Source organism: Vreelandella sedimenti (genome assembly GCF_013416325.1).
In the GTDB taxonomy this organism is placed as follows: domain Bacteria; phylum Pseudomonadota; class Gammaproteobacteria; order Pseudomonadales; family Halomonadaceae; genus Vreelandella; species Vreelandella sedimenti.
Genome location: NZ_JACCGK010000001.1, coordinates 22,627 through 49,403, shown reverse-complemented (window position 1 = coordinate 49,403; position 26,777 = coordinate 22,627). Strand labels below are relative to the sequence as shown.

Below are 26,777 nucleotides of genomic sequence, written 5' to 3'. Positions count from 1 at the left end.
GCGCCCTAGACGGGAAGTAGCCGTTTAGGGCGCTTAAAACTAGGCAGCAAGGTGCTTGACGGGGCTAAAAATCGACGACTAGATTCCCCTTAGGCCGACTGCAGCACGACAGGATGTAACCTTCTTCGACATCCTCATCGGTAATACCGCCGTTATGCTCCATTTCCACTTCTCCCGACTTGAGTTCCACTCGGCAAGTACCGCAAATTCCCATGCCACAAGCCTTGGGAATATGCAGACCCAGCTTGGCCGCCGCCGCATGAACCGTCTCACCCGCCTGGATACGCACACTTTTCCCTGAAGAGGCGAATTCGATGCTGTGCAGATCGCTGGTGTCGACATTTTCGGCGTCGACCTCTGCCTGTTCGGCCAGCTCAAGGACATCTTCACGTACCTCAACCGGCGTAGCGCCAAACGACTCCTCATGGTAGTGATCCATGTTGAAGTTGTTGGCACGAAGAATATTTTTGACGGCGTTCATGTAGGGGGTCGGGCCGCAGCAGAATATCTCCCGCTCCATAAAGTCCGGCACAATGAGTTCGAACAGCGGCTGGGTAAGGTAGCCACGGTAGCCGGCCCAGGCCTCGCCGATATCCTCTTTGTTCTCGCAAATAATATGCAGCTTGAACTCGGGAATACGCGAAAACATATGCACCAGCTCGCGGTGATAAATCACATCCCGGGGGGCTCTAGCGCTGTGTATGAACTCAACGTCAACAGCGGCGTTGGTATCAAAAAGCCAGCGTGTCATGGACATCAAAGGGGTAATGCCCACACCGCCCGAGAGAAACAGCACTTTTTCGGCAGGGAAATCGATAGAGTTAAAATTACCTACCGGCCCGTGCACCACCAGCTCGTCGCCCACCTTCAGATTGGCGTGTAGCCAATTAGATACTTTACCGCCCGGCACTTGTTTAACAGTGATGGAAAAGCTGTAAGGGATGGAGGGGGAGCTGGAAATCGTATAGGAGCGCATGATCGGCTGATTATCAATCTCAAGCTCGAGGGTCACGAACTGACCGGGCTTGAAGAAGAACAGCACGGGCTGCTCGGCCATGAAGCAGAATGTGCGCACATCCTGGGTTTCTTGGATCACCTTGACGCAACGCACCTGGTGGCGGCCGTTGGTCCAGGTTTGGGTCGTGACCGGATTGAAAAAATTAGTTGTCATTGTCGCCTCTGCCTGACCAGCCTTAATCACCATGCATCGCCGAACCATATTTGCGATACGGTCAGCACCTTTGAGCTGCATTTTGGGGACGCGCCTGCCAACCGACTTACCTGACAGCGACTCGCACTTACCTCGTGCCACTCTTTATCGTTTAGAAACCTCTTTTTTAGTCGCCACTACGCCATCTAATGTCGCGGGCAGATAATTGGCAAGACAGCGCCTGCAACACAATCGAAGCCTGACGTCAGGCCATATTTGAAATCAAACGCCAGGTTACGCAACAGAACAACAAGATACGCAATCTTGACTAACGGCCGATTCGCAGCCCTTGAGGGGGGAGCGGAGGTTTACGAGGATACTGGTAATGGAAAAAAGTGTTTCTAATCGGATGGGTGACCCACTCGCTGCAGCGCGTGAGTCAACGGTTCAGATGCTGCAAGAAAGAGGACATACCTTTTCGCTTCCACAGCCGTTTTACAACGATGCCCGCCTGTTTGCGCTTGATATGCAGGAGGTCTTCGAAAAGGAATGGCTGTTTGCCGGCATGGCGTGCGAGATCCCTACCAAGGGCAACTTCATGACATTGGATATTGGCAATAATCCCATCGTCATCGTGCGCGGCAGTGAAGGCGCGATTCATGCGTTTCACAATGTTTGCCGCCACCGCGGTTCGCGCCTTTGTGTAAAGGATAAGGGTAAAGTTGCCAAACTCGTCTGTCCTTATCACCAGTGGACCTATGAACTTGATGGCCGCTTGTTGTTTGCCGGTAGCGATATGGGCACTGACTTCAAACTCGATCAATTTGGCCTCAAACCGGTCAGCGTGCATACAGCCGGTGGCTTCATCTTTATCAACCTGAGCGATGAACCGCCGGCGATTGATGATTTTCTGCAAACGCTTGAGCATTACCTTGTGCCGTACCAAATGGACAACGTCAAGGTCGCCGTCGAGTCCAGTATCGTCGAGCAAGCCAACTGGAAGCTTGTCATCGAAAACAACCGCGAGTGCTATCACTGCAACGGTGCTCACCCCGAGCTGCTGAACTCATTGCAGGAGTTTGATGACACCGACGACCCGCGCGCAACACCCGCCTACAAGGCTCTGGTGGCCCGCAAACAGTCTGACTGGGATCGGGAGCAGGTTCCTCACCAATTGATGCGACTTGGCAAGCGCAACCGCTTAACCCGCACGCCGCTGCTGGATGGCATTGTCTCCATGACAATGGACGGTAAACCCGGCTGCAAGAAACTAATGGGCCGATTAACAAGCCCTGATATGGGCTCACTGCGCATTCTGCATCTGCCCAATTCATGGAATCACTTCATGGGCGATCACGCGGTGGTATTTCGCGTGCTACCGCTTGGCCCGCAGCAAACCGTGGTGACCACCAAGTGGCTGGTTCACAAGGATGCCGTGGAAGGCGTTGACTACGATCCCGAGCAGCTCCGCCGAGTATGGGATGCGACCAACGACCAGGATCGCCAACTCGCCGAAGAGAACCAGCGTGGCATTAACTCCAAGGCTTACCAACCCGGCCCTTACTCCGAGACCTATGAGTTCGGCGTTATCGACTTTATCGACTGGTACGCCGCCCGCATGCTCGAGAACCTAGGATATGATGCGCCGACGTTACACTTAGCCCAAGGTTAAAACTTGAAGGATCAAGGCAGCGACGTTTACCGTCACTAGGACTTAGCCAGAGTAGCTGACAACGTGTACACATAAGAGACACCTGTGTACACTTTGCCACACTATTCCTAGACTATTCTTAGAGACCTGCTCAATGCCATCCACCGATATTCCCGCTGCCAAGGGTTCTCAAGACGTCTGGCTAGATGCGGCGTTTGAGCTGCTACTGGAATCAGGCGTCGATAGCGTGCGCATTCTTTCCCTGGCCAAGCGACTAAAGCTTTCTCGAACCAGTTTCTACTGGTTCTTCAAGGATCGCGAGGCACTGCTGGAGGCACTGATCGCACGCTGGCGTGAAAAGAATACCCAAGGGCTAGTGCATCAGACCGAAGCCTATGCCGAGAATATCGTCGAGGCGATGCTCAATGTCTTCGACTGCTGGCTGGATCCTAAACTGTTCGACTCCCCGCTAGAGTTCGCCATGCGCAGTTGGGCGCTACAGTCAGCATCAGTAGTGAGTGAAATCGATGCGGCTGATGCCACCCGTATCGACGCACTGGCGCGAATGTTCCAGCGCTACGGCTATGATCCGCTGGCAGCCAACGTTCGTGGCCGCACCATCTACCTAACCCAGATCGGCTATATCTCGATGAAAACCCAGGAACCGCTCGAGGTGCGCATGCAGCGCATCCCCACCTATGTCGAAATCTTCACCGGCCAGCCACCTGGATCCAGGGAATTGCAACGTTTCCATGCCCGCCATGGATATTATTCTCCAACCGGCACTTACTAGCCCACAGCAAGCCTGATCGGCTAACACCACCTACCTCCCAGCCGTACCAGCGGTTAAACATGCTCGCCTCGAAATGTACATCAATGAACATTTAATTGACAACAATGAACATTAGCGCCTAAATTTATTAAATACACAATAAAATGGCGTCCTGTCCATGCTTAACGATCCGCTGCTGCAGCCCTTCCAGCTCAAACATCTAACCCTGAAAAACAGGCTTATGATGACAGCCCATGAGCCCGCTTACCCTGAGGATGGGATGCCCAAGGCACTCTACCGGGCCTACCACGTCGAGCGCGCCGAGGCAGGCCTTGGCCTGACTATGACTGCCGGATCCGCGGCGGTGGCCAAGGACAGCCCACCCGTGTTCAATAACATCCTCGCCTATAAGGATGAAGTAGTGCCCTGGATGCGTGAGCTGACCGACGCCTGTCACGAGCACGGCACCGCAGTGATGATCCAACTCACCCACCTGGGCCGTCGCACCCGTTGGGACAAGGGAGACTGGCTGCCAGCGGTGTCGCCTTCTCATCGTCGCGAGGCGTCCCACCGCGCCTTTCCCAAGCAGGTCGAGGATTGGGATATTGAGCGCCTGATCCGCGACTACGCCGATGCCGCCGAGCGAATGCATGCCGCCGGCCTTGATGGCATCGAGCTACAGGCCTATGGCCACCTGATGGATCAGTTCTGGTCGCCGCTGACCAATACCCTTGAGGAACCTTATGGCGGCGACCTCGATAACCGACTGCGTTTCACCTTCGACGTGCTGCGCGCTATTCGCCAGCGGGTGGGTGAAGCGTTTATCGTAGGCGTGCGCTACACCGGCGACGAGATGCTGCCGGGCGGGCTGACCTCCGGCGATGGGATGGAGATATCGCGACGCTTGAAGAGTAGCGGCCTGATCGACTTCCTCAACGTGGTTCGCGGCCACATCGACACCGATGCAGGGCTCACCGACGTGATTCCCATCCAGGGTATGCCCAGCGCCCCGCACCTGGATTTTGCCGGCGAAATACGTCGCGAGATCGACTTCCCCACCTTCCATGGCGCCAAAATCCAGGATGTCGCCACTGCCCGTTATGCCATCGCCTCAGGCAAGGTCGACATGATCGGCATGACCCGTGCCCACATGGCCGACCCGCACATCGTGCGCAAGATCGCCGAAGGGCGGGAGGAAGAGATCCGCCCCTGCGTTGGCGCAAACTACTGCCTTGATCGCATCTATCAAGGCGGTGCCGCCTACTGCATCCATAACGCCGCCACTGGGCGAGAAACCACCATGCCCCACACCATTCCCAAGGCGGCAAAGCAACGGCGAGTCGTCATTATCGGCGCAGGGCCAGCAGGGTTGGAAGCCGCTCGTGTTGCCGGTGAGCGTGGCCATTCGGTGGTGATATTCGAAGCCGCCAGCGATGCTGGAGGGCAGATACGTCTTACGGCGCAGAGTGAGCGGCGTCGCGAGATGTTGGGCATCATCGATTGGCGCCTGGCGCGCTGCGAAGCACTCGGCGTCGAGATCCGCTACAACGTCTGGGCCGAGGCCGAGGACGTGCTCACCGAAAAACCCGATGTGGTGATCGTGGCCACCGGCGGCTACCCCATGGAAGATCAGCCCGCGATGGGTAGCGACTTAGTCGTCAATACCTGGGACATTCTTTCCGGGCACGTGCCGCCGGGCAAACGGGTATTGTTGTTCGACGATGCAGGCGACCATGCCGCCCTGCAGGCGGCGGAGATCATTGCCGCCGCGGGGGCCGAGCTCGAGATTATGACGCCGGATCGCACCTTCTCCGCAGAGATCATGGCCATGAACCTGGTGCCCTACATGCGCTCCCTGCAGCGTGCCAACGTCACCTTCACCCCGACTTACCGGCTGAAGTCCGTGCAGCGCGACGGCAGCCAACTGCTCGCCGGAATCACCAGCGACTATGCCATTCATGGCCAGCAGGATAGGGATCATGAGCGGCGTATCGACCAAGTGGTCGTCAACTACGGCATCACACCGATGGCCGATATCTATTTCGAGCTAAAACCGCACGCCAGCAACCGCGGCGAGGTGAATTACGATGACCTGATCGTGGGCGCCCCCCAGACCGTGACTAGCAACCCGGATGGCCGCTTCCAGCTGTTCCGGATCGGCGATGCCGTCGAGTCCCGGAACACCCACGCGGCCATCTACGACGCGCTCAGGTTGGTCAAAGACCTTTAATACAAGCGCCGATCCACTATCTATATAGTTCCACCATCAGCGGGCAACTTTCCGCCAGAGGCAAGGCTGCAGGCCGCATATTTGAACTCCGGAATCTTGCCATAGGGATCCAGCGCTGGATTAGTCAATAGATTCGCTGCTGCTTCCCCGTAACAAAAGGGTACGAAGACCATACCCTCTGGCATGCCCGGATCCGTCCTTACTTTGAGGGTGATGGCTCCTCGCCGGGTGGTGATCGTCAGGTCATCGCCTGGCGCCATCCCAAGCCGGATAAGCTCAGCGGGCGCCAAGCTCGCCACGGCTTCCGGCTCCAGATCATCGAGCACTTTGGCACGGCGGGTCATGGAACCCGTATGCCAGTGCTCTAATTGGCGCCCGGTAGTCAGCACCGTTGGGTAGTCGTTATCTACCGGCTCATCCGGTGGCAGCGGGCGCGTGGGCGCGAATTTCGCCCGGCCGCTGGCGGTGGGGAAGGCATCGCTGAAGACTACGTCTTGCCCCGGCGCGTCTTCCGCTGGGCAGGGATAGGTCACCGACTGCTCGCGCTCCAGACGCTCCCAGGAGATATGGTCGAGTGAGGGCATGCCTTGTTTCATTTCGGCGAAGACGTCCCGTGGATGTTGATAGTTCCAGTCTAGGCCAAAGCGTTTGGCGATTTCCTGGATAATCCACCAGTCCGGCTTGGCCTGGCCCGGCAGCGGCAGCGCCGCACGCCCCATTTGCACCTGGCGATTGGTGTTGGTAACGGTACCATTCTTCTCAGGCCAGGCGGAGGCCGGCAGGATGACATCAGCGAATTGGGCGGTCTCGGTGACAAACAGATCCTGTACCACCAGATGTTCCAGCTTGGCCAGGGCGGCCCGGGCATGGGCCAGATCCGGATCGGACATCGCCGGGTTTTCACCCTGGATATACATGCCGCGAATAGTGCCCGCGGTGATGGCGTCCATGATTTCCACCACGGTGAGGCCGGGTGTGGGATCCAGTTTTGTATTCCATAGCTCTTCGAACGCCGCGCGTACCTGATCATCGTTCACCGGCTGGTAGTCCGGCATGACCATGGGTATCAGCCCCGCATCAGACGCCCCCTGAACATTGTTCTGCCCCCGTAAAGGGTGCAGGCCGGTGCCAGGGCGTCCAGTCTGACCACAAGCCAGGGCCAGTGAGATAAGACAGCGGGCGTTATCGGTGCCGTGGGTGTGCTGGGAAATGCCCATGCCCCAGAAAATCATTGCCCGCTCGGCGTTGGCATAGAGCCTAGCCACCTCGCGAATGGTCTCGGGCTCAACGCCGCACAGACCGCTCATCGCTTCGGGGGTCATGTCGACGGTATGAATTTTCAGGGCCTCGAAGCCCTCGGTATGCTCGGCGATATAAGCCGTATCATAAAGTTCTTCACTGATGACCACATTCAGCATGGCATTAAAGAGGGCCACGTCGGCGCCCGGTGAAAAGCGCACGCTCAGGTGGGCGTAGGCATCCAGCGACTGACCACGGGGGTCGATTATCACTATCTTGGTACCGCGCTTGGCGGCCTGTTTAAAGAAGGTGGCCGCCACCGGATGGTTTACCGCGGGATTACAGCCGGTAAGAATCACCACGTCGGCCTGGCTGGCCTGCATAAAGGAGGCGGTTACCGAGCCTGAACCAATACACTCCATGAGTGCCGCCACTGAGCTTGCGTGGCACAAGCGGGTACAGTGATCCACATGGTTGGAGCCAAAGCCGGTACGCACCAACTTCTGGAACAGCCACGCCTCTTCGTTGGAACACTTGGCGCTGCCGAACCCCGCCAGGGCATCAGGGCCATGGGCCGCTTTAAGGTTCACAAGCCCGCTGGCGGCAGCCTCCAGGGCTTCATCCCAGCTCGCCTCGCGGAAATGCGTCAGAGGTTTGGCGGGGTCGAAGTCTGGATCAATCCCTTTAGCGACACCTTCGCGGCGAATCAGTGGGGTGGTCAGCCGGGATGGATGGCGCGGATAGTCATAGCCGAAGCGGCCTTTAACACATAGCCGGTTCTCGTTAGAGGGGCCGTCGCGGCCCTCCACATAAAGGATCTCATCGTCCTTGATATGGTAGGTGAGCTGGCAACCCACCCCGCAGTAGGGGCATACCGAGTCGACCTTACGGTCGGCGACGGCAGAATCGCCGCGGCCCGCCTGATCGACCAGGGTGGCGGGCATCAGGGCGCCGGTGGGGCAGGCTTGAACGCACTCGCCACAGGCCACGCAGGTGCTATCCCCCATAGGGTCGTCGAAATCGAACACGATCTTGGACGCCGCCCCACGGTGAGCCAGGCCGATAACGTCGTTAACCTGTACTTCGCGACAGGCGCGCACACACAGGTTGCACTCGATGCAGGCGTCAAGATTGACGCGCATGGCAGAGTGGCTGCTGTCCTGCGCCAGGCTATCCGCCCGGGACGCCACATGGTGCACGGTGGGCGCCGCGCGCTCGTCGCGCCTGGGCAGCTTACGGCGCACCGCCGTGGCATCAATGGCCAGCTGGTCAACCATGGCCCAGAAATGGCTTGAGCTGTCGGGGCTCTCTTCCCGCACAGGCTGGTCGACCAGCAGCATCTCCATGACCATCTTGCGGGCCGTATAGGCTCGTTCGGAGTTGGCGCTCTTGACCACCATACCGGGGGCCGCTTCGCGCAGACAGCTGGCGGCCAACGCCCGCTCGCCCTCGATTTCCACCATACAGGCGCGGCAGTTGCCGTCGGCGCGGTAGCCGCTGGCATCCTTGAAACATAGGTGGGGAATGGTCTCGCCGGCGCGCTTGGCCACTTGCCAGAGGCTTTCACCTGGGTGGGCGCTGACTTCTACGCCGTCCAGCGTCAGCGTGAAGCTAGTGCCTAGAGTCTGTTCGCTCATGCTCATGTTCATCCCCCTACCCCTTGACGATTACGTTCTGGGCGGCAAGTTCACCGCGAAAAGCCTTGAGCAGCCCCAGCACCGGGTTGGGGGCCGCCTGGCCGAGCCCGCAAATGGAGGCATCGATCATCACCTGGGAGAGCTGCGTCATCAGCCCGGCATCCCATTCGTTGCGTTCGAGCAGGGTGAGCATTTTTTCCGTGCCCACCCGGCAGGGTGTGCATTGACCACAGGACTCGTCGGCGAAGAACGCCAGCAGATTGGTCGCGACCCCGCGTAGATCGTCCTGATCGGAGAGCACGATCACCGCAGCGGAACCGATAAAACAGCCATGCTCCTGAAGCGTATCGAAGTCGAGGGGGATATCGGCCTTGCTAGCGGGCAGAATACCGCCCGAAGCACCGCCGGGCAGGTAGGCTGCCAAGCGATGGCCATCGGCCATTCCACCGCAATACTCGTCAACCAATTCGTTGAGCGTGATGCCCGCAGGCGCCAAATATACACCGGGCTGTTTGACCCGGCCCGAGACCGAGAAGCTACGCAGCCCTACACGGCCGTTGCGTCCTTGGCTAGAAAAAGCCTCCGCGCCGCGCTGCCAAATCATGGGAATCCAGTAGACGGTCTCGACATTATTGACCAGCGTTGGACGGTCAAAGAGCCCCTTCTGGGCCACAAACGGCGGACGATGGCGGGGCTTGCCCGGTTTGCCTTCCAGGGACTCAATCATCGCCGACTCTTCGCCGCAGATGTAAGCACCCGCGCCGCGCCGCAGCACGATGTAACCCGGCGCCACTAGGCCGGCAGCTTCAAGCTCCCCAATCGCCTCGCGCACCACGCTATGCAACGCTGGGTACTCATCGCGTAGATAGATATACAGCGCCTCGGCATCTACAGCCCAGGCGCTGACCAGGGCCCCTTCAAGAAACTGGTGGGGTGAGCGCTCCAGGTAATAGCGATCCTTGAAGGTACCGGGCTCGCCTTCGTCGGCGTTGATAGCGCAGTAGCGGGGGCCGGTTTCCTGGCGCACGAACGTCCATTTTTTGAAGGTAGGGAAACCTGCGCCACCCAGGCCGCGCAGATTGGCCTGCTGCATCGCCTCCATCAGCGTTTCTACCGTAACGCTGCCGCTGTGGCAGGCCTGAAGCAAGGCCATACCGCCTTCGCCGCGATAGTCGTCCAGTCGCTGCCAGTCGACAGGGTCGGGGTGAAAGTGTGCCGTCTCAATCACCGACGCGATACGCGCCTGGGTGGCGAACAGCACATGATGGTGCCCTACTTCGGCTACCGGCGCCGTGTCACAGCGCCCCATGCAGGGCGCCCGCAGCACCCGTACCTGTTCGATATCCACGTTCGCTTCAAGCTGTGCTTTGAGCGTCTCGGCACCGGCTAGCTGGCAGGTTAGGGAATCGCAAACGCGAATAGTCACTGCCGGCGGCGGCAACTGATCGTCGTGGATGACGTCAAAGTGAGCATAGAAAGTGGCCGTTTCGTAGACGGTCGCCATGGGCAGGTTCATGTAAGTCGCCAGGGCACGCAAATCCGCCAGCAGTAGATGGCCCCGGGAGTCCTGAATGGTATGCAGGTGTTCAATGAGTAGGTCGCGGCGGCGCAGCGTGGCGTTCTGTCGTTCGTCGCCCAGCAGGTCACGCAACCCCTCAAGAAGACTGGGATCGAGATCACGGCCACGGGGCTTGCCGCGAAAGCGGCGCTTGGGGGTCACGGTCTGGACGGTCATGGGGTACTCATTATTATCTTGATCGGTTTTATACCGGATGAACAAAAACGGCACCCCTCGGGGCGCCGTCTAGGGTCGCACTAACCTGCCCTCAGGCAGGGATTAGGGCTTGTTGCTCAGGCCTTGTTACTCAGTACATATTAAATAAGTTATTAAGCCAAGCTGCCATGGGGGTCAATGACGAATTTCTTGGCAGCGCCGCCATCGAAGTCGGCGTAGCCCTGGGGGGCCTGATCCAGAGTGATCATCTGGACATTCACCGCATCGGCAATATTGACCTTGCCAAACAGAATAGCCTGCATGAGTGGTCGATGGTACTTCATCACCGGGCACTGTCCAGTATGGAAACTGTGTGATTTGGCCCAACCAAGACCAAAGCGCATGCTCAGAGCACCCTGCTTGGCAGCATCGTCAGCCGCGCCGGGGTCTTCCGTAACGTACAGCCCCGGAATACCGATCTGGCCGCCCGCGCGAGTCAACGACATCGCCGAGTTCAGCACGGCCGCGGGCGCTTCTTTGCCGTGATTGCAGCCACAGGCGTGGGCTTCGAAGCCCACGCAGTCGACAAAGGCATCGACCTCACGCTCGCCGAGGATCACCTCGATCTTGTCGGCCATATCGCCGTCCTGGGTCAGATCGATAGTCTCGCAGCCAAAGCTGCGTGCCTGGGCAAGACGCTCTTCGATCATGTCGCCGACGATCACACAGGCCGCACCCAGCAGTTGAGCGGAAACCGCGGCTGCCAGACCTACTGGGCCAGCACCGGCAACATAGACAGTGCTGCCGGGGCCGACACCGGCAGTTACGCAGCCGTGGAACCCCGTGGGGAAGATATCGGAGAGCAGGGTCAGATCCTTGATCTTCTCCATGGCCTGATCGGCATCCGGAAACTTCAGCAGGTTAAAGTCGGCATAGGGAACCATGACATATTCGGTCTGGCCGCCGACCCAGCCGCCCATATCCACATAGCCATAGGCGGCGCCAGGGCGAGATGGATTGACGTTGAGGCAGATACCGGTGCGGCCTTCTTTACAGTTGCGGCAACGACCACAGGCAATATTGAACGGCACAGAAACCAGGTCGCCGGGTTGAATAAACTCGACGTCACGCCCGCACTCGACGACCAGGCCAGTGATTTCGTGGCCAAGCACCAGGCCCGATGGTGCGGTGGTGCGGCCGCGTACCATATGCTGGTCGCTGCCACAGATGTTGGTGGTAACTACCTTGAGAATCACGCCGTGATCGCACTTGCGATTGCCGAGGGCGAGTTCAGGATAGGCGATGGACTCAACGGCGACCTCTCCCGGCCCCTTGTAGACCACTCCGCGGTTGGCTGCATTCATGGCTGGCTCCTGTGGCTTATTGTTCTGTTCGTGATGGTTGATTGCGCTGTCCCACCCTATCCCCTCCGCACCTTGGGACTTACCCCAAAAAGGCACTCACGTATCTATTCAAGACATCCTAACCAAGATGGATAGATAGAGGTCGCTTTCACGACACTCCTCCTCCACAACAGGGCCAACAATCCATAGCGTCGGCGATGGTGACGCATATCCGATACCTAACAAGAGCCACCAAGGAAACCCAATGAATAACAACGACGACCCGGTTCTGTCGCCCGGACAGGACAATACTCAGATCTTGGGGTTGGACTTTCATAACCCCGTCTTTCCGCTTTCCGCTCTAGCCATCCTACTGTTTATTATCTACGCGCTGGTCTATCCAGATGCTGCTAATACTCACTTAGGGCTTGCCAAAAACTGGTCGATTGAACACTTCGACTGGCTGTTTATGATTGCTGGCAATATTTTTGTGGTGTTTTGCCTTGTACTGATCTGCCTGCCACTCGGGCGGATTCGTCTAGGCGGCAAAGATGCAAAGCCGGAATACTCGCGCACCTCCTGGTTCGCCATGCTGTTTGCAGCGGGCATGGGTATCGGCCTAATGTTCTGGAGCGTTGCAGAGCCAGTAGCCTACTACACCGACTGGTATGGAACGCCCTTGAATGCACCGGCGGGGACGCCAGAGGGCGCCAGCGCCGCCATGGGAGCAACCATGTTCCACTGGGGACTGCACCCCTGGGCCATTTATGGCGTGGTGGCACTCTCACTCGCTTTCTTTGCTTATAACAAAGGCTTGCCACTGACGCTTCGCTCCGCCTTTTACCCGATCCTTGGCGACCGAACCCGCGGTTGGGCAGGCCATATCATCGATATTCTTGCCGTTCTGGCCACCATCTTTGGCCTGGCCACCTCGCTTGGCTTTGGCGCTACCCAAGCAGCTGGAGGCCTCGCCTATTTGTTCGGCATTCCCAATACCATCGGCACACAGCTGGCGATCATCCTAGTGGTCACGGTGATCGCGCTGTTCTCGGTATGGCGGGGAATCGACGGTGGCGTTAAGCTGTTCTCGAATATCAACATGGTCATTGCGGCGGCGCTGCTTCTGTTTGTGGTTATAGCGGGGCCTACCTTGATGATTCTGACAGGCATTGGCACCACGGCGCTGGACTACTTGGGCCACCTTCTGCCGCTGTCGAACTGGATTGGCCGCGAGGACGACACCTGGTACCACGGCTGGACGATTTTTTACTGGGCGTGGTGGATCTCCTGGTCTCCGTTTGTCGGCATGTTCATTGCCCGCGTATCCCGGGGACGCACGGTGCGTGAATTTCTGATCGCCGTACTGCTGGTGCCAACGCTGGTCACACTGGTATGGATGAGCGCCTTTGGCGGCACGGCACTTTTTCAAGCCTCAAACGGCGTAGGTGAACTGGCCAACGGCATTGGCGACGTTTCGCTTGCCATGTTCCATATGCTGGAACAGCTGCCCCTGACCAGCATAACGTCGACGCTGGCGATTATTCTGGTGCTGGTCTTCTTCATTACCTCATCAGACTCAGGCTCGCTGGTCATCGACAATATCACCGCAGGCGGCAAAACCGATGCGCCCAAGGGCCAACGGGTATTCTGGGCCGCACTGGAAGGTGTGATTGCCGGTGCGCTGCTTTACGGCGGGGGAAGCACGGCACTCAGCGCACTTCAGGCGGGCGCAGTAGCCACAGGGTTACCCTTTACGCTAGTGCTCTTGCTAATGTGTTTTAGTCTTTATATGGGGCTTCACAAGGAGTGGCAGCAGCTCAACGCGGTGCCAAAAACCGCCAGTTAATCACCTCTAAACCGCCCGCCTACTCAGCGGGCGGTTTTCTGCTTGTTTATCCAGGCTTTGCTGGCCAATAGACAATAAAAACGTGAGCAACCGTTCAGGCCCGTCACAAAGGGCGGGCCTGAACGGTGGTTAAAAGCCTAAAGTTCAAACAACTTCAGCGCAGCACATCCTCTTCCTTGAGCAGCTGGTAGATCGCCTCGGCGCCCTGCTCAGGGGTAACGTCGGTAAGCACCTGCCCGCCTTTACCCTCCGACTTGGAAGCTGCCGCCTTGAATCGATCTCTTGCCGACGCAGCTTTGACAATTTTCAGACGCTTAGGCCGTTTACGTGCAGGGGCCAGATGCCACTGGGCCAGCTCGCTGTCGGCTTCAGGGGTAGTCGGTGTGATCGCAAAGGTGGCTCGACGCGCCGGGCCGAAGGCGCTCTGACGCGCCGCCGGCGCTGCTTCATCCACGCTGATGATGGCGGGCAAGCGCACCTTGAGACGTCGACGCTGGCCCCTTGGCAACGCCTGAAGCAGCGTTACCACGCCGTTTTCCACCTTTTCTACCGACGCCAAGCTATTAACCAATGGCCAGCCGAGATGTTCTGCCAACGCATAGGGCAAAAGCCCAGAGCCTTCACCGCGCTCTGCCCGGGCGCCGGTGATTACTAGCTGGGGCGAGGTAGCGGCTAAATGTTTCGCCAGGGCCGGAATGGCGTCGCTGCCCTCGGGCTGCTCGAGCAGGGTCATGGACTCGAGCCCCATGCCGACGCCTGTGGCCATACCTAAGTAGCCGCGCAGAGCTGCTTCGCTGCTATCGTCCTGGGAACCCGCGTGGAGCATGCTGATCCGGGTGCCCGGCAGCTCGGCCTCTATGGCCAGCGCAAGCTCCAGGCCCCGGGCATCCTGTTCGGCGCGCCTCGCACGACCGGTGGTAGGGTGACGGCCTATGGAGACCAGCACCGCCACATCGATCCCCTGTTGTTGTTGCTTCTGCTGTAGATCAGGCTGCATCGCGCTGCCCTCCCCGCTGCTGTTCCACCATGGCCACCAACGCGGCCAGAATTTGCGTGCTGTCGCCAATCACCGCCAGATCGGCGCGCTTGATGATGTCGCACCCCGGATCGAGATTGATCGCCACCACCTTGTCGCAGCGCTGAATGCCCTGCAGGTGCTGGATAGCGCCTGAAATACCCACCGCCATATAAACTCGGGCGGTTACCCAGGTGCCGGTCGCGCCCACCTGACGATCGCGGGCCATAAAGCCGTCGTCCACCGCGACACGCGAGGCCCCTTCGGTAGCGCCCAACACTTTCGCGGCATGGTGGAAGGCGTCCCACTGCTTGACGCCGTTGCCGCCGGAGAGGATGAACTCAGCCTCGGCCAGCGCCACGCCGGCGGGATCCACCGCCACCTGCCCCAGGTCTTCAATGCGCGATAGAGTGGTGGGAATTGACGCTGCCAGGGCCAGGTGCTCGGCCGCATGCCGGGTCTCATCCACCGGTTCGGCACACTCAGCCAGCGCCAGAGCAACCCGCGGCAGAGGGCGCTGGATATCCAGGCTCCCAGCGGCGCCACGGGCAGTACAGCGCCAACCCAAAGGGGCCTCGTTATCAGCTTCCACCTGCCACACCCCGGTGGCAGCGCGTTCACCCAGGCGTAAGGCAAGCCGCCGCCCCAGATCAGCTCCGCCCAGGGGTGAGTCCGGCAATAACCAGAAGCGCGGTGTCATCTCCCGCTCGACGGCACTTAAAGCCGCCAGACGTGCCTCGGGAGCAAACCCTGCGTAAAACTCATCATCAAGATGCACGACGCGATCGATCCCAGCTTCGCCCAGCGCCTGCTCCTTAAGCTCGCCGCCCCCCTCGCCCTTATGCTCCCCAAACAGGATCGCCACCACGGCGCCGGGCTGTTCGGCGTCGGCATCCGCCACACGCCGGGCCAGGCCCAGCAGATCCTTGTCATGTCCGGAGAGACGCCCACCGGTTAGGTCGGGCACCACAACCACCAGGAAGGCAGGTTGATCAATGGTCACCGTGCGGCGGCTATCGCGGGCCGCCGTGGTGGTCGCGGTGGACTGCCCTCCTTGCTGGAGGCCACTACGATCAATCCGTTTGACGCCATTGGGGCCGATAAAGCCGATAGCACGAGGATTCTTGCGCACCACACCATTGGGGCCTAGCCACTCGCTGACGGCCCCACCGTCGCCGCCCCTGTTTACACCAAGAGCGGCAAGCACACTGGCGTGCTCAGGATGCAGACGATTCCGGGCGATCCACTCGCGACGCGGATCGCGGCGAATAATCTCACTCATAAGATCACCTCTTCAGCAGCCGTCGATGCAGTGGTTTGGCGGGATGCGCCGGACACATCGTCAGCGGAACGCTCAACCAGCGCATCGGCCACCAGTTCGGCGATATCGCGCACTTCGGCGCTGGCATCCACCACGCCTTCCAGCATGGCGGTACACTGCGGACAGCCTACCGCCACCAGCTCGGCGCCGCTCTCTTTGACATCGTTCATGCGCATATCGGGAATCCGCCGTTCACCGGGAATATCGGTAATCGGTGCCCCACCCCCGCCCCCGCAGCAGCGCGAGCGGAAGCCGGAGCGTTCCATCTCCTTGACCTCAATGCCCAGCGCCTTAAGCACGTTGCGTGGTGCCTCGTATTCACCGTTATAGCGGCCCAGGTAACACGGGTCGTGATAGGTGACGCTGCCGCCTTTCCAAGGGGCAAAGGTCAAGCGACCAGCATCAAACAGTTCGGCAATAAAAGTGCTGTGGTGGCGTACATCATAAATACCACCTAGTTCGCCGTACTCATTGCCCAGCACATGAAAACTGTGGGGGTCGCAGGTCACGATCTGCAGGAAGCGATACTGAGCCAGAGTGGCAATATTGCGCTTCGCCAGGGATTGGAACGTCGCTTCATCGCCCAGGCGCCGCGCCACATCGCCGCTATCGCGCTCTTCAGTGCCCAATACCGCGAAATCGACTTCAGCGGCGCGCAGCACTTTGACCAGTGCGCGCAAGGTGCGCTGGTTGCGCATATCAAAGGCGCCGTCCCCTAGCCATAGCAGCACATCGACCTGCTTAAGATCTGCCATGAGCGGTAGGTTAAGATCCGCCGCCCAGTTGAGCCGCGAGCCTGGATCGAAACCGCCGGGATTGTCGGTGGCGATCAAATTGTCGAGCACCTCGGCGCCTTTATTGGGCGTTTTGCCACGCTCCAGGGTAAGGTGGCGGCGCATATCGACGATCGCATCCACGTGCTCGATCATCATCGGGCACTCTTCCACGCAAGCGCGGCAGGTCGTGCACGACCAGAGCGTATCGGCGTCGACCAGGGCCTTCCCCTGCAGCGCCACAATGGGCCCATGGGGAGAGCCTGCGTGTTCACCTACCGGCTTGCCCCCAAGCCCTTGTGAAGGGTGCGGGGAGCCAGCATAGGCAGCATCGCTGCCCCCGGCCATACCCACCACCATGTCCTGGATCAGCTTCTTGGGGTTGAGCGGCTGACCGGCGGCAAACGCCGGGCACACCGCCTCGCAGCGACCACACTGCACACAGGCATCGAAGCCCAGCAACTGGTTCCAGGTAAAGTCGGCAGGCTTTTCCACGCCTAGAGGCGTCGCTTCATCCTCAAGGTTTAGCGCCTTTAGACCCGTTGAGCGGCCGCCACCTTTTTTCGTGGAGAAGCGCTCGGCGCGGCGGTGGAAGGCCAGATGTAAGGCACCGGCGAAGGCATGCTTCATGGGCCCGCCCCAGGTCATGCCGAAAAACATTTCACCCAGCCCCCAGGCCACGACGCCCGCTAATACCAGCGCCAGCAGCCAGCTACTACTGCCTTCAAGCAAACCTTCGGGCAGCAGACCTACCGTGGGCAGCGTGATCAGAAAGACGCTTATCGAAAACGCCATCAGACTCTTGGGCAGGCGCATCCAGGGGCCTTTGGAGAGCCGGGCAGGAGGGTTAAGCCGCCGCCGCGCCACGAAGAGGCTACCGACGAACATGGAGGCGCTAGCCAGTAACAGTAACCCGCCTAGCAATGGGTTGGCGATACCCAAACCGTGCACCAGGATCATCAGCACGGCGGCGGCCACAAAGCCACCGGCGGTGGCCACGTGGGTGTTGGAGATCATTTTGTCACGCCCCACTACATGGTGCAGATCCACCAAATAGCGGCGCGGCAGGGCCACCAACCCCTTAAACAGGTTCACCCGCGAGGGGCGCCCCTGACGCCACAGGCGTATACGGCGTAGAGCGCCGATTACTGCCAGGGCCAGGGCAGTAAAAATCAGTATCGGCAAGAGCGTTTCGAGCATGGTACTCACCTCATCTTTCGCGGCGGGGCTGCTCCGGCAGCAGACCTCTGCGAGGGCGCTGTAAACCCATCCCTGGGCGCTACTTTTGACATCTGCCCGCCATGGATGGCGGAAATGCCGGAATTGTTTGGAACATTTTCCGGCCCTGGCAAAAGACCCTCGCTACGGTCTGCTCCCGGCGCCCCGGCTCTCGCTCAGGTCAAAAGTCCTTGCAGATTCGCAAGGCGTCGTAAATGGCCGCATGGGTGTTACGCGGTGCCGTGCAGTCGCCCAGGCGGAACAGCAGGAAGCCATCCCCTTCGTCGCCTCTCTCCTCAACCAGGCAAGGCTGCGGCTGAATAGCGTAAAGCGCTTCCAGATCCACCTGCCCCTTGTTGCGGGACTGTTCTTTAAGTGCGTAATAAAGCGCTTCATCAGGACGTACGCCGTTCTCGACCACCACCTGATCCACCACGCGCTCTTCCAAAGCACCGGTGTACTCATTTTCGAGTACCGCTACCAGTCCGTCGCCCTCGCGGTAAACCTTATGCAGCATCAGGTCGGAGGACATGATCACCTCCTTCTCGTAGAGGCTGCGGTAGTAGGTGGGAAAGGTGGTACCGCCCACCGCCGCGCCGGGCTTGATATCGTCGGTGACGATCTCCACCTTGGCGCCCTTATCGGCGATAAAATCCGCCGCCGAGACGCCGGAGAACTCGCAGATGGCGTCATAAATCAACACGTTTTTACCGGGCGCCACTTTGCCTGAGAGAATATCCCAGGTACTGACCACCAGACTCTCCTCGGCATTCTCCGAGTAGCCCCACTCGGGGTGCTGGCTAAGGAAGGGCTGGCCACCGGTGGCTAGCACCACGATATCCGGACGCAGGTCGAGCAGCGTTTCCTCATCGGCACGAGTACCCAGACGCAGATCGACTTTTAGCCGCGCCAGCTCCAGTTGAAACCAGCGGGTGATACCGGCGATCTGATCGCGCTGGGGCGCTTGGGCGGCAATCGTGATCTGCCCTCCCAAAGCGTCAGCAGCCTCAAACAGAGTGACATCGTGACCGCGCTCAGCGGCTACCCGTGCTGCCTCCATACCGCCGGGGCCGCCGCCCACCACGACGACTTTGCGTTTGGTGCCCTCTGTTTTCTCAATGATGTGCGGCAGGCCCATGTACTCTCGGGACGTCGCGGCGTTTTGAATGCACAGTACGTCCAGGCCCTGGTATTGGCGGTCGATGCAGTAGTTAGCGCCCACACACTGTTTGATCTGATCGATCTGGCCCATCTTGATCTTGGCGATCAGGTGAGGGTCGGCAATATGTGCCCGGGTCATACCCACCAGGTCTACATAGCCCCCTTCGAGGATACGTTGGGCCTGATTGGGATCCTTAATGTTCTGGGCGTGGATCACCGGCACGTTCACCACTTCCTTGATCCCCGCCGCCAGGTGTAGGAAAGGCTCCGGCGGGTAGGACATATTAGGAATGACGTTGGCGAGGGTGTTGTGAGTGTCGCAGCCAGAACCGATAACGCCGAAGAAATCCACCATACCGGTGGCATCGTAGTAGGCGGCGATCTGCTTCATATCGTCGTGAGAAAGACCGTCCGGGTGGAACTCGTCGCCGCAAATGCGCATGCCGACGCAGAAGTCGTCGCCCACTTCAGCACGCACCGCTTTAAGCACTTCCATACCGAAGCGCATACGGTTCTCGAAGCTACCGCCCCACTCATCCTCACGCTTATTAACTCGTGGGCTCCAGAACTGGTCGATCAGGTGCTGGTGCACGGCAGAGAGCTCAACACCATCGAGGCCGCCTTCCTTTGCCCGGCGCGCGGCCTGGGCAAAGTCGCCGACAATACGCCAGATCTCTTCTTCCTCAATGGTCTTACAGGTCGAGCGGTGCACCGGCTCGCGGATACCGGAGGGTGATACCAGGGTCGACCAGTCGAAACCATCCCAGCGGGAGCGGCGCCCCATATGGGTAATCTGAATCATGATCTTGCCGCCATGCTTATGCACGGCATCGGCCAAATTCTGGAAGTGCGGAATAATGCGATCAGTAGACAGGTTTACCGAGCTCCACCAGCCCTGAGGGCTATCGATGGACACCACCGATGAGCCACCGCAAATACATAGGCCACAACCACCTTTGGCCTTCTCCTCGTAGTACCTGACGTAGCGCTCAGTGGTCATACCGCCGTCGGTGGCATGCACCTCAGCGTGAGCGGTACTGACCACACGGTTGCGGATGGTCAGCTTGCCGATCTCGATCGGCTCGAAAATTGCGTCGAATGCCATGCTTGTCTCTCCTCGTACCCCAGTTAGCGGGCAGCGTCGGTCAGCGGCTGGACGGCGAAGACGCCTACATCACAGCCAGGCTCGGCGGCACTCTGCGTCTGCTCAGCAACGGTACGCAGTGAACTTCCGCGGACAGCGAGGATTTGATCCATGGCGCCGGCAAACCAGCCGGTGAACATGTACTCCTCTTTTTTACCGGTCTTGCCCAATTGGTAAACGAAAGCGCTGTGTTCGAGACGCACCTGAGCCGTGCCCGATTCGAGATCGATCTGCTCAGTGAGGAAAAGCCCCCAGCCACGCTGGGAGAGGCGATTCATGTAGTGTTCGAAGACGGCCACACCTTCGATGCCGTGGCATTCGGCCTCTTTTTCACACCAGTGCCAAGCACTCTTGTAGCCAGCGTGATAGAGAATCTCAGCATACTTCTCGGCACCCAGCGCCTCTTCGACGGCCACATGGTTGTTGATGAAAAAGTGTCGCGGCACATACAGCATCGGCAGGGCGTCACTCGTCCATACGCCGGTCTCGCTATCTACTTCGATGGGCAGTGCGGGGGCCAGTTTGGTCACGGTTGTATTCCTCAAATCTTGATTGTTATGGAGTAGCTAAGCAGCCGTTCTGCAAGGCGAGCGGCGCCGGGGATAGGCCGTAGAGGGGGTCTTTTGCCATGGATGGCAAAAGTAGCGTCCAGGGAGGGATTCACAGCGCCCCCTCGTAGGCCTATCGCCGGTAAAGCCGCGTGTCAGGGCACTACTGCGGCTTTACCTCTGGCGCCCGTCCCTCGCTATGGCGGTATCCTCAGGCGCCCCACACGTCCTTAAGCACACGCACCCAGTTCTCGCCCATGATCTTGCGCACCTGGGTCTCACTTAAGCCGCGCTTGAGGAGTGCCTCGGTGAGATTGGGGAACTCCCCAATGGTGCGAATTCCTTTGGGATTGATGATCTTGCCAAAGTCAGTGAGGCGGCGGGCGTAACCCTTGTCATGGGTCAACCACTCGAAAAACTCTTGACCATGCCCTTGGGTGAAATCGGTACCGATGCCGATAGCGTCCTCACCGACGATATTCATGACGTACTCGATCGCCTCGCAGTAGTCTTCGATGGTTGAGTCGATGCCCTTTTTGAGGAACGGCGCAAACATGGTGACACCCACAAAACCGCCGTGGTCGGCAATGAACTTCAGCTCTTGATCAGATTTGTTGCGCGGATGCTCTTTAAGGCCGGAGGGCAGACAGTGGGAGTAGCAGACAGGCTTTTTGGACTCGAGAATGACCTCTTCGGAGGTCTTGGCACCGACGTGAGAGAGGTCGCACATGATGCCGGCCCGATTCATCTCGGCAACAATCTCGCGGCCAAAGCCAGACAGGCCGCCGTCACGCTCGTAACAGCCGGTACCTACCAGATTCTGGGTGTTGTAGCACATCTGCACGATACCCACGCCCAGCTGTTTGAAGATCTCGACATAGCCGATCTGATCCTCGAAGGCATGGGCATTCTGGAAGCCGAAGATAATGCCGGTCTTGCCCTCTTCTTTTGCGCGAGTGATGTCAGCAGTCGTCCGTACCGGGCGCACCAGGTCGCTGCACTCCGCCATCAGCTGGTTGGACTTGACGATATTATCGACCGTGGCCTGAAAACCTTCCCACACAGAGACAGTGCAGTTGGCCGCGGTAAGACCACCGCGCCGCATGTCTTCGAGCAGTTCACGGTTCCATTTGGCGATGATCAGCCCATCAATAACGATGGCATCATTGTGCAATTCAGAGGGGGTCATGGCTAAGCTCCAACATTGGTTAATGTAGCGAGCATAGCGCTGACGTTAGGTTGGACTGCTCTTGGAAACGACGGTGGAAATTCCAAAAGCGTCATTGTGTCGTGAACACGACAACGACTCATGCTCCTGCAAACATGTACCTGCAAACATGGCAACGGAGTAATATTAAAATAGTGAGTAGTATTCATAAAAAAACGTGCTCCCCGTAGGCGGGCAGCACGTTTAGAATGTTGGTTATCCCAATGGGTATCAGTTCAAGAGCGGCACGCTGGCAAAGGTAGGCTCGCCCTGGGCATAGGCAAGCGCCTGCTGGGCACTCGAAAGAGGTTCGCTTTTGTAAGGCTCGCCCCCCCATCGTTTGATTAACGATGGGGACTTAGTGTGGTTATTTCCTTGGCGGTCATGCACACCCAAGCGCTCATTTCTCGGCGGCACACCAAAGTATTCACGATAACACTTGGAAAAATGGGGCGTGGACACAAAACCGCAAACAGAGGCAATCTCGATAATCGATAAGGGCGTTTGCTTGAGCAATTGCCGAGCGCGCACTAAACGCAGCTTGAGGTAATAGCGAGACGGTGAGCAAAGCAAATAGCGCTGGAACAACCGCTCCAACTGGCGCCGTGAAACATTCACATAGCTTGCCAGTTCATCGAGTTCAATGGGTTCTTCAAGGTTGGATTCCATCAACGCCACAATCTCTAACAACTTAGGCTGAGTGGTGCCCAGCACGTGCTTAAGAGGTACCCGCTGCTGATCCTGCTCGTTACGCACGCGTTCATAGATAAACATCTCGGAGATGCCTGCCGAAAGCTCGCGCCCATGGTCGTGAGCAATCAGGTTGAGCATCATATCGAGCGGCGCAGTGCCGCCTGAAGCGGTGAAACGGTCACGATCAATAGAGAAAAGATGCGGGGTCAGAATAACGTTGGGGAAAGCTTCCTGCATGGAGGCCAGACATTCCCAATGCACACTGGTCTCATAGTGATCCAGCAACCCGGCCTGCCCTAGTGCCCAACTGCCCGTACATACCGAGCCTAATCGTTTTAACTGGCGTGACTGTGACTGAAGCCAACGTATATGTTCACGGGTAACGCTGTGCTGCGGACCTACCCCCCCACAAACGACCACCCACTCAAGCGAGAGCGGGGTCTGCATAGAGGCATCAGGAGTCACCTGCAGCCCATCGCTGGCGCGTACGGGCAGACCGTCTTGGGTCAGGGTAAACCAGCGATACAACTCACGACCGGCCAGTTGATTGGCCATCCGTAAAGGCTCTATCGCCGACGCCAGGGAAATCAGTGTGAAATTATCTAATAGTAGAAAACCAAGGGTTTGCGGTTCGCCCGCACGATTGGTATTTGCTGCCGGGTCTTTTGCTAGATTTGATGTCATGGTTTTACCCTCCGTCACCTTTTAATCATCTTTTTTTTTCTTATTAGTATGTAGGCGTCGCTGGCGTCTTTTAGTTTCCCTTTACTAGCGTGAACACTCACTAGTTCAGGGGTGGCATTGCTCTTTGGTCGTATATTGGCACGAATAGGGCGGATAGCGACAAAACGATTGCGCGAACTTGGCTCTCCGTCGCAAATGCAACACTGGAGGTCGCTTCCGAAACCTTTGTAAGGGCATGGAAGATAATGCAATGCAGCCTCTCGCCAAGCGCCTAAGCTGGCTAGCCGCTTACGTCAGCTAAGAGGTCTCGGCATCTTCAGCAACAGGTTTGATGGGGTCACCGTTCTCATCCAACAGTTGATGATCGTAAGCGGCCTGGAGGCCAGTATCTTCAGCCTCTGCCGGTTGCGGCTCTTCTTCCTCTGCCAAATAGTCGATGTGGCCCGGATAAAGCGGTGATAGCACCGCGACCAGAATGCCGACCACCGAAAAGATCGAAAACGCATCCGCATACTCAAGCCTGTCGACAAGGACACCAATCACCGGCGAGCCCACCGCTTGCCCAAGTGCGCAGGCCATAAAGGGTAACACCGGCCCCATCGATAACCGCCCAGGCAGCAGCCGGATGCCGGTCATCAGGTAAAGCCCCGTTAAGCTCATGTAAGCAAGGCCGAAAACCATCGCGGAAAACATCGCCAGCGCTAATTGACCAGGGCTAGCGGCCAGCAACACCAAGCTTGAAGACAGCATCATCAACATCAATGCCTGTGTAATGGGTGGGTTATTACGGTCGGCCAAATCACTTATTACGGCGCCGCCGAGCCCGGCGACCCCTACCGCGAACCATAGCCAACCGGTGTGCCCTGGAGACAGTGCGCCAAGGGACACCGCCAGATCGGGAGCAAAAAGCCAGTACGGCGCAGATACAAAGCCCATCGCGAAAGCAAAAACCGTAAGCCGAATGAGGCGCGACCAGTGTGGAAAGCACAAAGCTAATAAACGGCAGCGCCCCGATAATGCCGACCAGGTAAGACGTCAGCGAAAGCTCGGCACTGATAGAAGGTACAAACAGACCAAAGGCAAAACGTGCAAGCCCGTAACTGATCGCCACCAACGCGGCTCCAAATAGGGCAAACCCCATGTTCGACAACGCTTTCATGCGGAGCCCTCCACTGCCATTGGCTGCATGTATACTAAGGTCGCTATGAGCATTGTCTTCGCAACTTCCGCGATGAGCAATGCAGAACCACTACTCCCCCCACAACATGCGAATAGGGACGGCAAAGCAACCGGGCACATTCAGCTTTACGCAATGCCGTCCGGTATAAATCAACATGCCACCCTGGAACTGCTGGCCCGCTTGATCAGCGAGTCGAGCGAGACCTGCAGCATCCTTGGACTGCACGGTAGCGGAACGCTTGACCTCGACTCCCCAAAGCGCCTGCCCACGTTCAATAATGAGATCCACTTCAACCTGATCTTTGTCGCGGTAGTGAGAAAAGCGCAGCTCTGGTTCGACCCAAGAGGCTTGAGCCATAAGTTGCTCAACCACATGGGTTTCCAGCAGGGCTCCGAAACGCTCCGCTTCCGTCAACCACTGCTCTGGGGATAGCCGCCCCAGAGCAGCCGCAAGCCCGGTATCGACCAAGTGTAGCTTAGGGCTCTTGATAAGCCGCTTAGCTTGATTGCGATGCCAAGCGGGTAGCTGGCGAATCAGAAAGAGGCGCTCCAGAATGCTCAGGTATTTGGTAACCGTGCCGCGCTCTAACCCTAGCTCTTTGCTCAAGGTGCTAACGTTGAGCAGGCTAGCAGTTCGGTAAGCCAGCAGTTCCATCAACCGCAGCATGCCATCCTCATCTTGAATGGCTGCGATATCCTTTACATCGCGCTGGATAATGGCATTGAGGTATTGGCGATACCATTGACGAGCGCGGCGGGGCGTTCGCCGGTTGGGCTCAGGGTAGCCACCCTGGCAGATGGTCTCGGGTGTGGCAGGCAGCGGCCTGTGGTCTGGCACTATCTTGGCGGCAAGCTGCCCCGTGATCAGCTTGGCCAGCAAGGTCGACTCACTAACACGCTTCTCCTGCTCAGCCAGCGGGTGCAGATAGATGACCTCCATACGACCTGCTAGTGATTCTTGGGCCTGGGGAAGCAACAGCAAATTGGCAGACCCCGTCAGCAGCAAACGCCCTGGCTGGCGGTCGCGATCAACCATCGATTTGATCGCCAGCAGCAGTTCGGGGGCACGTTGCACTTCGTCCAGCGTGCTACGCTCTGGCAGGCTCTCGATAAACCCCAATGGATCCTGCTGCGCGGCCGCCAGTAGCGTCGGATCATCCAGATTGAGGTACGCACGCTTAGGGTCTATGCGTTGCGCGAGCGTTGTTTTACCCACCTGCCTAGGCCCTAGCAGACACACCACAGGCGTATCTGCGAGCGACTCGACCACTCGGTCACGGATCAACCGCGGTAGATAAGAGGTATCCATAGTTTGCCTCTGGCAACGTCCAATTGCGGATTATAGTAGCGTCTAATTGTAGGTTATTCCATCGTCCAATTGTAGGTTATTCCATCGTCCAATTGCAGGCTAGAAGACTGACCAATGCCCCTGGATAGCGATCACTTGGGGCGCCACTTCGCGGTGATCCCGTGTGATGAAGAATATTCTCGCAGAAAATTACGCGCAAAACCGGCGGGCAAAATCGAGACAATAGACACTGAACATAATTGCCACGCGACGTTCCAGGGCTTACAACTATACGGCGAGATAAAGTTAATAATTCAACAACAGGAAGACTAACGCTATGTCGATTGAGCTTTGGCTATCGTTTGTGTTGGCTTCGTTTTTAGTTATCGCATCCCCCGGCCCAGCCGTTGCACTACTGGTAGTGACCGGCATCAATCAAGGCCGCAATGCTGCTCTGGCGATGTTGCCTGGCTTTTTCTTGGGTGACCTGGTGGCGATGTCTCTTTCGTTTGCAGGCGTAGGCGCGCTGCTGATGGCATCGGCGGAGCTATTCGCCATGGTTAAATGGCTAGGGGTTCTCTATCTGCTTTATCTAGGCATCAAGATGTGGTGTGAATCCGGCCAATTGAATGACCTGGAAGCCTCGGGGGCGAACGTTCAGCAAGGCACCGCAAAAGCATTTTGGGTGACGCTGCTAAACCCCAAAAGCATTCTATTCTTCATGGCATTCATGCCGCAGTTTATTAACCAAGCCCAACCTCTGCCGCCCCAGTTGGCGATTCTGTTTGCTACGTTTCTTGTGATAGGTGTCATCTCAGATCTCGGCTACACACTGTTGTCGACCACTAGCCGACAACTGATGACCGCCAAATTTCGCCGCCTGCTACACCGCTGCGGTGCCGGTAGTTTGATTGGCGCTGGTGTGTTGATGACTGTGATGCGCCGTCCGGCTGCCTAACTCATC

At 58.2% G+C, this 26,777-nt stretch carries 17 protein-coding genes and 1 pseudogene; 5 read left to right on the top strand and 13 right to left on the bottom strand.

The window, feature by feature from the left end; translation table 11 throughout:
* Positions 1-64 precede the first annotated feature (64 nt).
* On the bottom strand, positions 65-1,171 hold the full coding sequence (gene gbcB / locus HZU72_RS00200; RefSeq protein WP_180089477.1) for a glycine betaine monooxygenase reductase subunit: 1,107 nt from the start codon (positions 1,169-1,171) through the stop codon (positions 65-67).
* Between the two features lie 364 nt (positions 1,172-1,535).
* On the opposite strand from gbcB, the gene gbca reads away from it, so the two are divergent.
* From gbca to HZU72_RS00185, 3 genes are all read left to right on the top strand, one after another.
* Entirely contained in the window at positions 1,536-2,822 is a 1,287-nt protein-coding gene (gene gbca / locus HZU72_RS00195; RefSeq protein ID WP_180089475.1) for a glycine betaine monooxygenase oxygenase subunit, read from the top strand.
* 133 nt (positions 2,823-2,955) lie between these two features.
* On the top strand, positions 2,956-3,594 hold the full coding sequence (locus tag HZU72_RS00190; RefSeq protein ID WP_180089473.1) for a TetR/AcrR family transcriptional regulator: 639 nt from the start codon (positions 2,956-2,958) through the stop codon (positions 3,592-3,594).
* A 157-nt stretch (positions 3,595-3,751) separates the two neighbouring features.
* Positions 3,752-5,803 (top strand): NADH:flavin oxidoreductase, encoded by a 2,052-nt coding sequence (locus tag HZU72_RS00185; RefSeq protein ID WP_180089471.1) that lies wholly within the window; start codon positions 3,752-3,754, stop codon positions 5,801-5,803.
* A gap of 20 nt (positions 5,804-5,823) precedes the next feature.
* Here HZU72_RS00185 and fdhF read toward each other — a convergent pair whose 3' ends face one another.
* The 3 genes from fdhF to fdhA form a co-directional block, all read right to left on the bottom strand.
* Complete coding sequence (gene fdhF / locus HZU72_RS00180) at positions 5,824-8,679, bottom strand: formate dehydrogenase subunit alpha (RefSeq protein WP_180089469.1); 2,856 nt, start codon at positions 8,677-8,679, stop codon at positions 5,824-5,826.
* A 16-nt stretch (positions 8,680-8,695) separates the two neighbouring features.
* On the bottom strand, positions 8,696-10,414 hold the full coding sequence (locus HZU72_RS00175) for an NAD(P)H-dependent oxidoreductase subunit E (RefSeq protein WP_180089467.1): 1,719 nt from the start codon (positions 10,412-10,414) through the stop codon (positions 8,696-8,698).
* Positions 10,415-10,566: 152 nt separating this feature from the next.
* A complete protein-coding gene (fdhA, locus tag HZU72_RS00170) occupies positions 10,567-11,757 on the bottom strand; it encodes a formaldehyde dehydrogenase, glutathione-independent (protein ID WP_180090113.1) in 1,191 nt (396 codons plus the stop codon).
* A gap of 244 nt (positions 11,758-12,001) precedes the next feature.
* Between fdhA and HZU72_RS00165 the strand changes: the two genes are divergently transcribed.
* On the top strand, positions 12,002-13,582 hold the full coding sequence (locus tag HZU72_RS00165) for a BCCT family transporter (protein ID WP_180089465.1): 1,581 nt from the start codon (positions 12,002-12,004) through the stop codon (positions 13,580-13,582).
* A gap of 154 nt (positions 13,583-13,736) precedes the next feature.
* Here HZU72_RS00165 and etfB read toward each other — a convergent pair whose 3' ends face one another.
* From etfB to HZU72_RS00120, 9 genes and pseudogenes are all read right to left on the bottom strand, one after another.
* Positions 13,737-14,579, bottom strand: a complete 843-nt coding sequence (etfB, locus tag HZU72_RS00160; RefSeq protein WP_180089463.1) for an electron transfer flavoprotein subunit beta — start codon at positions 14,577-14,579, stop codon at positions 13,737-13,739.
* The gene (etfA, locus tag HZU72_RS00155) at positions 14,569-15,879 is read right to left on the bottom strand and encodes an electron transfer flavoprotein subunit alpha (RefSeq protein WP_180089461.1); all 1,311 of its coding nucleotides are present in this window, start codon (positions 15,877-15,879) and stop codon (positions 14,569-14,571) included. Before etfA ends, etfB begins: the two co-directional genes overlap by 11 nt.
* On the bottom strand, positions 15,876-17,891 hold the full coding sequence (locus tag HZU72_RS00150; protein ID WP_180089459.1) for a (Fe-S)-binding protein: 2,016 nt from the start codon (positions 17,889-17,891) through the stop codon (positions 15,876-15,878). Before HZU72_RS00150 ends, etfA begins: the two co-directional genes overlap by 4 nt.
* Before the next feature lie 199 nt (positions 17,892-18,090).
* Entirely contained in the window at positions 18,091-20,175 is a 2,085-nt protein-coding gene (gene dgcA, locus HZU72_RS00145; protein ID WP_180089457.1) for a dimethylglycine demethylation protein DgcA, read from the bottom strand.
* A gap of 23 nt (positions 20,176-20,198) precedes the next feature.
* On the bottom strand, positions 20,199-20,744 hold the full coding sequence (locus HZU72_RS00140; protein WP_180089455.1) for a DUF5943 domain-containing protein: 546 nt from the start codon (positions 20,742-20,744) through the stop codon (positions 20,199-20,201).
* Positions 20,745-20,973: 229 nt separating this feature from the next.
* Positions 20,974-21,951 (bottom strand): dipeptidase, encoded by a 978-nt coding sequence (locus HZU72_RS00135; protein WP_180089453.1) that lies wholly within the window; start codon positions 21,949-21,951, stop codon positions 20,974-20,976.
* Between the two features lie 249 nt (positions 21,952-22,200).
* Positions 22,201-23,346, bottom strand: a complete 1,146-nt coding sequence (gbdR, locus tag HZU72_RS00130) for a choline metabolism transcriptional regulator GbdR (protein ID WP_180089451.1) — start codon at positions 23,344-23,346, stop codon at positions 22,201-22,203.
* Positions 23,347-23,643: 297 nt separating this feature from the next.
* A pseudogene (locus HZU72_RS00125) lies at positions 23,644-24,505 on the bottom strand (MFS transporter).
* A gap of 90 nt (positions 24,506-24,595) precedes the next feature.
* Positions 24,596-25,834, bottom strand: a complete 1,239-nt coding sequence (locus tag HZU72_RS00120) for an ATP-binding protein (RefSeq protein WP_180089449.1) — start codon at positions 25,832-25,834, stop codon at positions 24,596-24,598.
* Between the two features lie 316 nt (positions 25,835-26,150).
* Here HZU72_RS00120 and HZU72_RS00115 point away from each other — a divergent pair, with 316 nt between their 5' ends.
* Positions 26,151-26,771 carry a LysE family translocator gene (locus tag HZU72_RS00115; protein WP_180089447.1) on the top strand — a complete coding sequence of 207 codons (621 nt, stop codon included), beginning with the start codon at positions 26,151-26,153 and terminating at the stop codon, positions 26,769-26,771.
* The last annotated feature ends 6 nt before the right edge of the window (positions 26,772-26,777 follow it).

What these genes read in the sequence shown, in the direction of transcription:
- HZU72_RS00150 (WP_180089459.1), bottom strand. Translation starts at nt 17,891, where the DNA reads ATGCTCGAAACGCTCTTGCCGATACTGATTTTTACTGCCCTGGCCCTG.
- HZU72_RS00185 (WP_180089471.1), top strand. Translation starts at nt 3,752, where the DNA reads ATGCTTAACGATCCGCTGCTGCAGCCCTTCCAGCTCAAACATCTAACC.
- HZU72_RS00115 (WP_180089447.1), top strand. Translation starts at nt 26,151, where the DNA reads ATGTCGATTGAGCTTTGGCTATCGTTTGTGTTGGCTTCGTTTTTAGTT.
- etfA (WP_180089461.1), bottom strand. Translation starts at nt 15,879, where the DNA reads ATGAGTGAGATTATTCGCCGCGATCCGCGTCGCGAGTGGATCGCCCGG.
- HZU72_RS00165 (WP_180089465.1), top strand. Translation starts at nt 12,002, where the DNA reads ATGAATAACAACGACGACCCGGTTCTGTCGCCCGGACAGGACAATACT.
- gbcB (WP_180089477.1), bottom strand. Translation starts at nt 1,171, where the DNA reads ATGACAACTAATTTTTTCAATCCGGTCACGACCCAAACCTGGACCAAC.
- HZU72_RS00120 (WP_180089449.1), bottom strand. Translation starts at nt 25,834, where the DNA reads ATGGATACCTCTTATCTACCGCGGTTGATCCGTGACCGAGTGGTCGAG.
- etfB (WP_180089463.1), bottom strand. Translation starts at nt 14,579, where the DNA reads ATGCAGCCTGATCTACAGCAGAAGCAACAACAACAGGGGATCGATGTG.
- fdhF (WP_180089469.1), bottom strand. Translation starts at nt 8,679, where the DNA reads ATGAGCGAACAGACTCTAGGCACTAGCTTCACGCTGACGCTGGACGGC.
- gbdR (WP_180089451.1), bottom strand. Translation starts at nt 23,346, where the DNA reads ATGACATCAAATCTAGCAAAAGACCCGGCAGCAAATACCAATCGTGCG.
- fdhA (WP_180090113.1), bottom strand. Translation starts at nt 11,757, where the DNA reads ATGAATGCAGCCAACCGCGGAGTGGTCTACAAGGGGCCGGGAGAGGTC.
- HZU72_RS00175 (WP_180089467.1), bottom strand. Translation starts at nt 10,414, where the DNA reads ATGACCGTCCAGACCGTGACCCCCAAGCGCCGCTTTCGCGGCAAGCCC.
- gbca (WP_180089475.1), top strand. Translation starts at nt 1,536, where the DNA reads ATGGAAAAAAGTGTTTCTAATCGGATGGGTGACCCACTCGCTGCAGCG.
- HZU72_RS00135 (WP_180089453.1), bottom strand. Translation starts at nt 21,951, where the DNA reads ATGACCCCCTCTGAATTGCACAATGATGCCATCGTTATTGATGGGCTG.
- dgcA (WP_180089457.1), bottom strand. Translation starts at nt 20,175, where the DNA reads ATGGCATTCGACGCAATTTTCGAGCCGATCGAGATCGGCAAGCTGACC.
- HZU72_RS00190 (WP_180089473.1), top strand. Translation starts at nt 2,956, where the DNA reads ATGCCATCCACCGATATTCCCGCTGCCAAGGGTTCTCAAGACGTCTGG.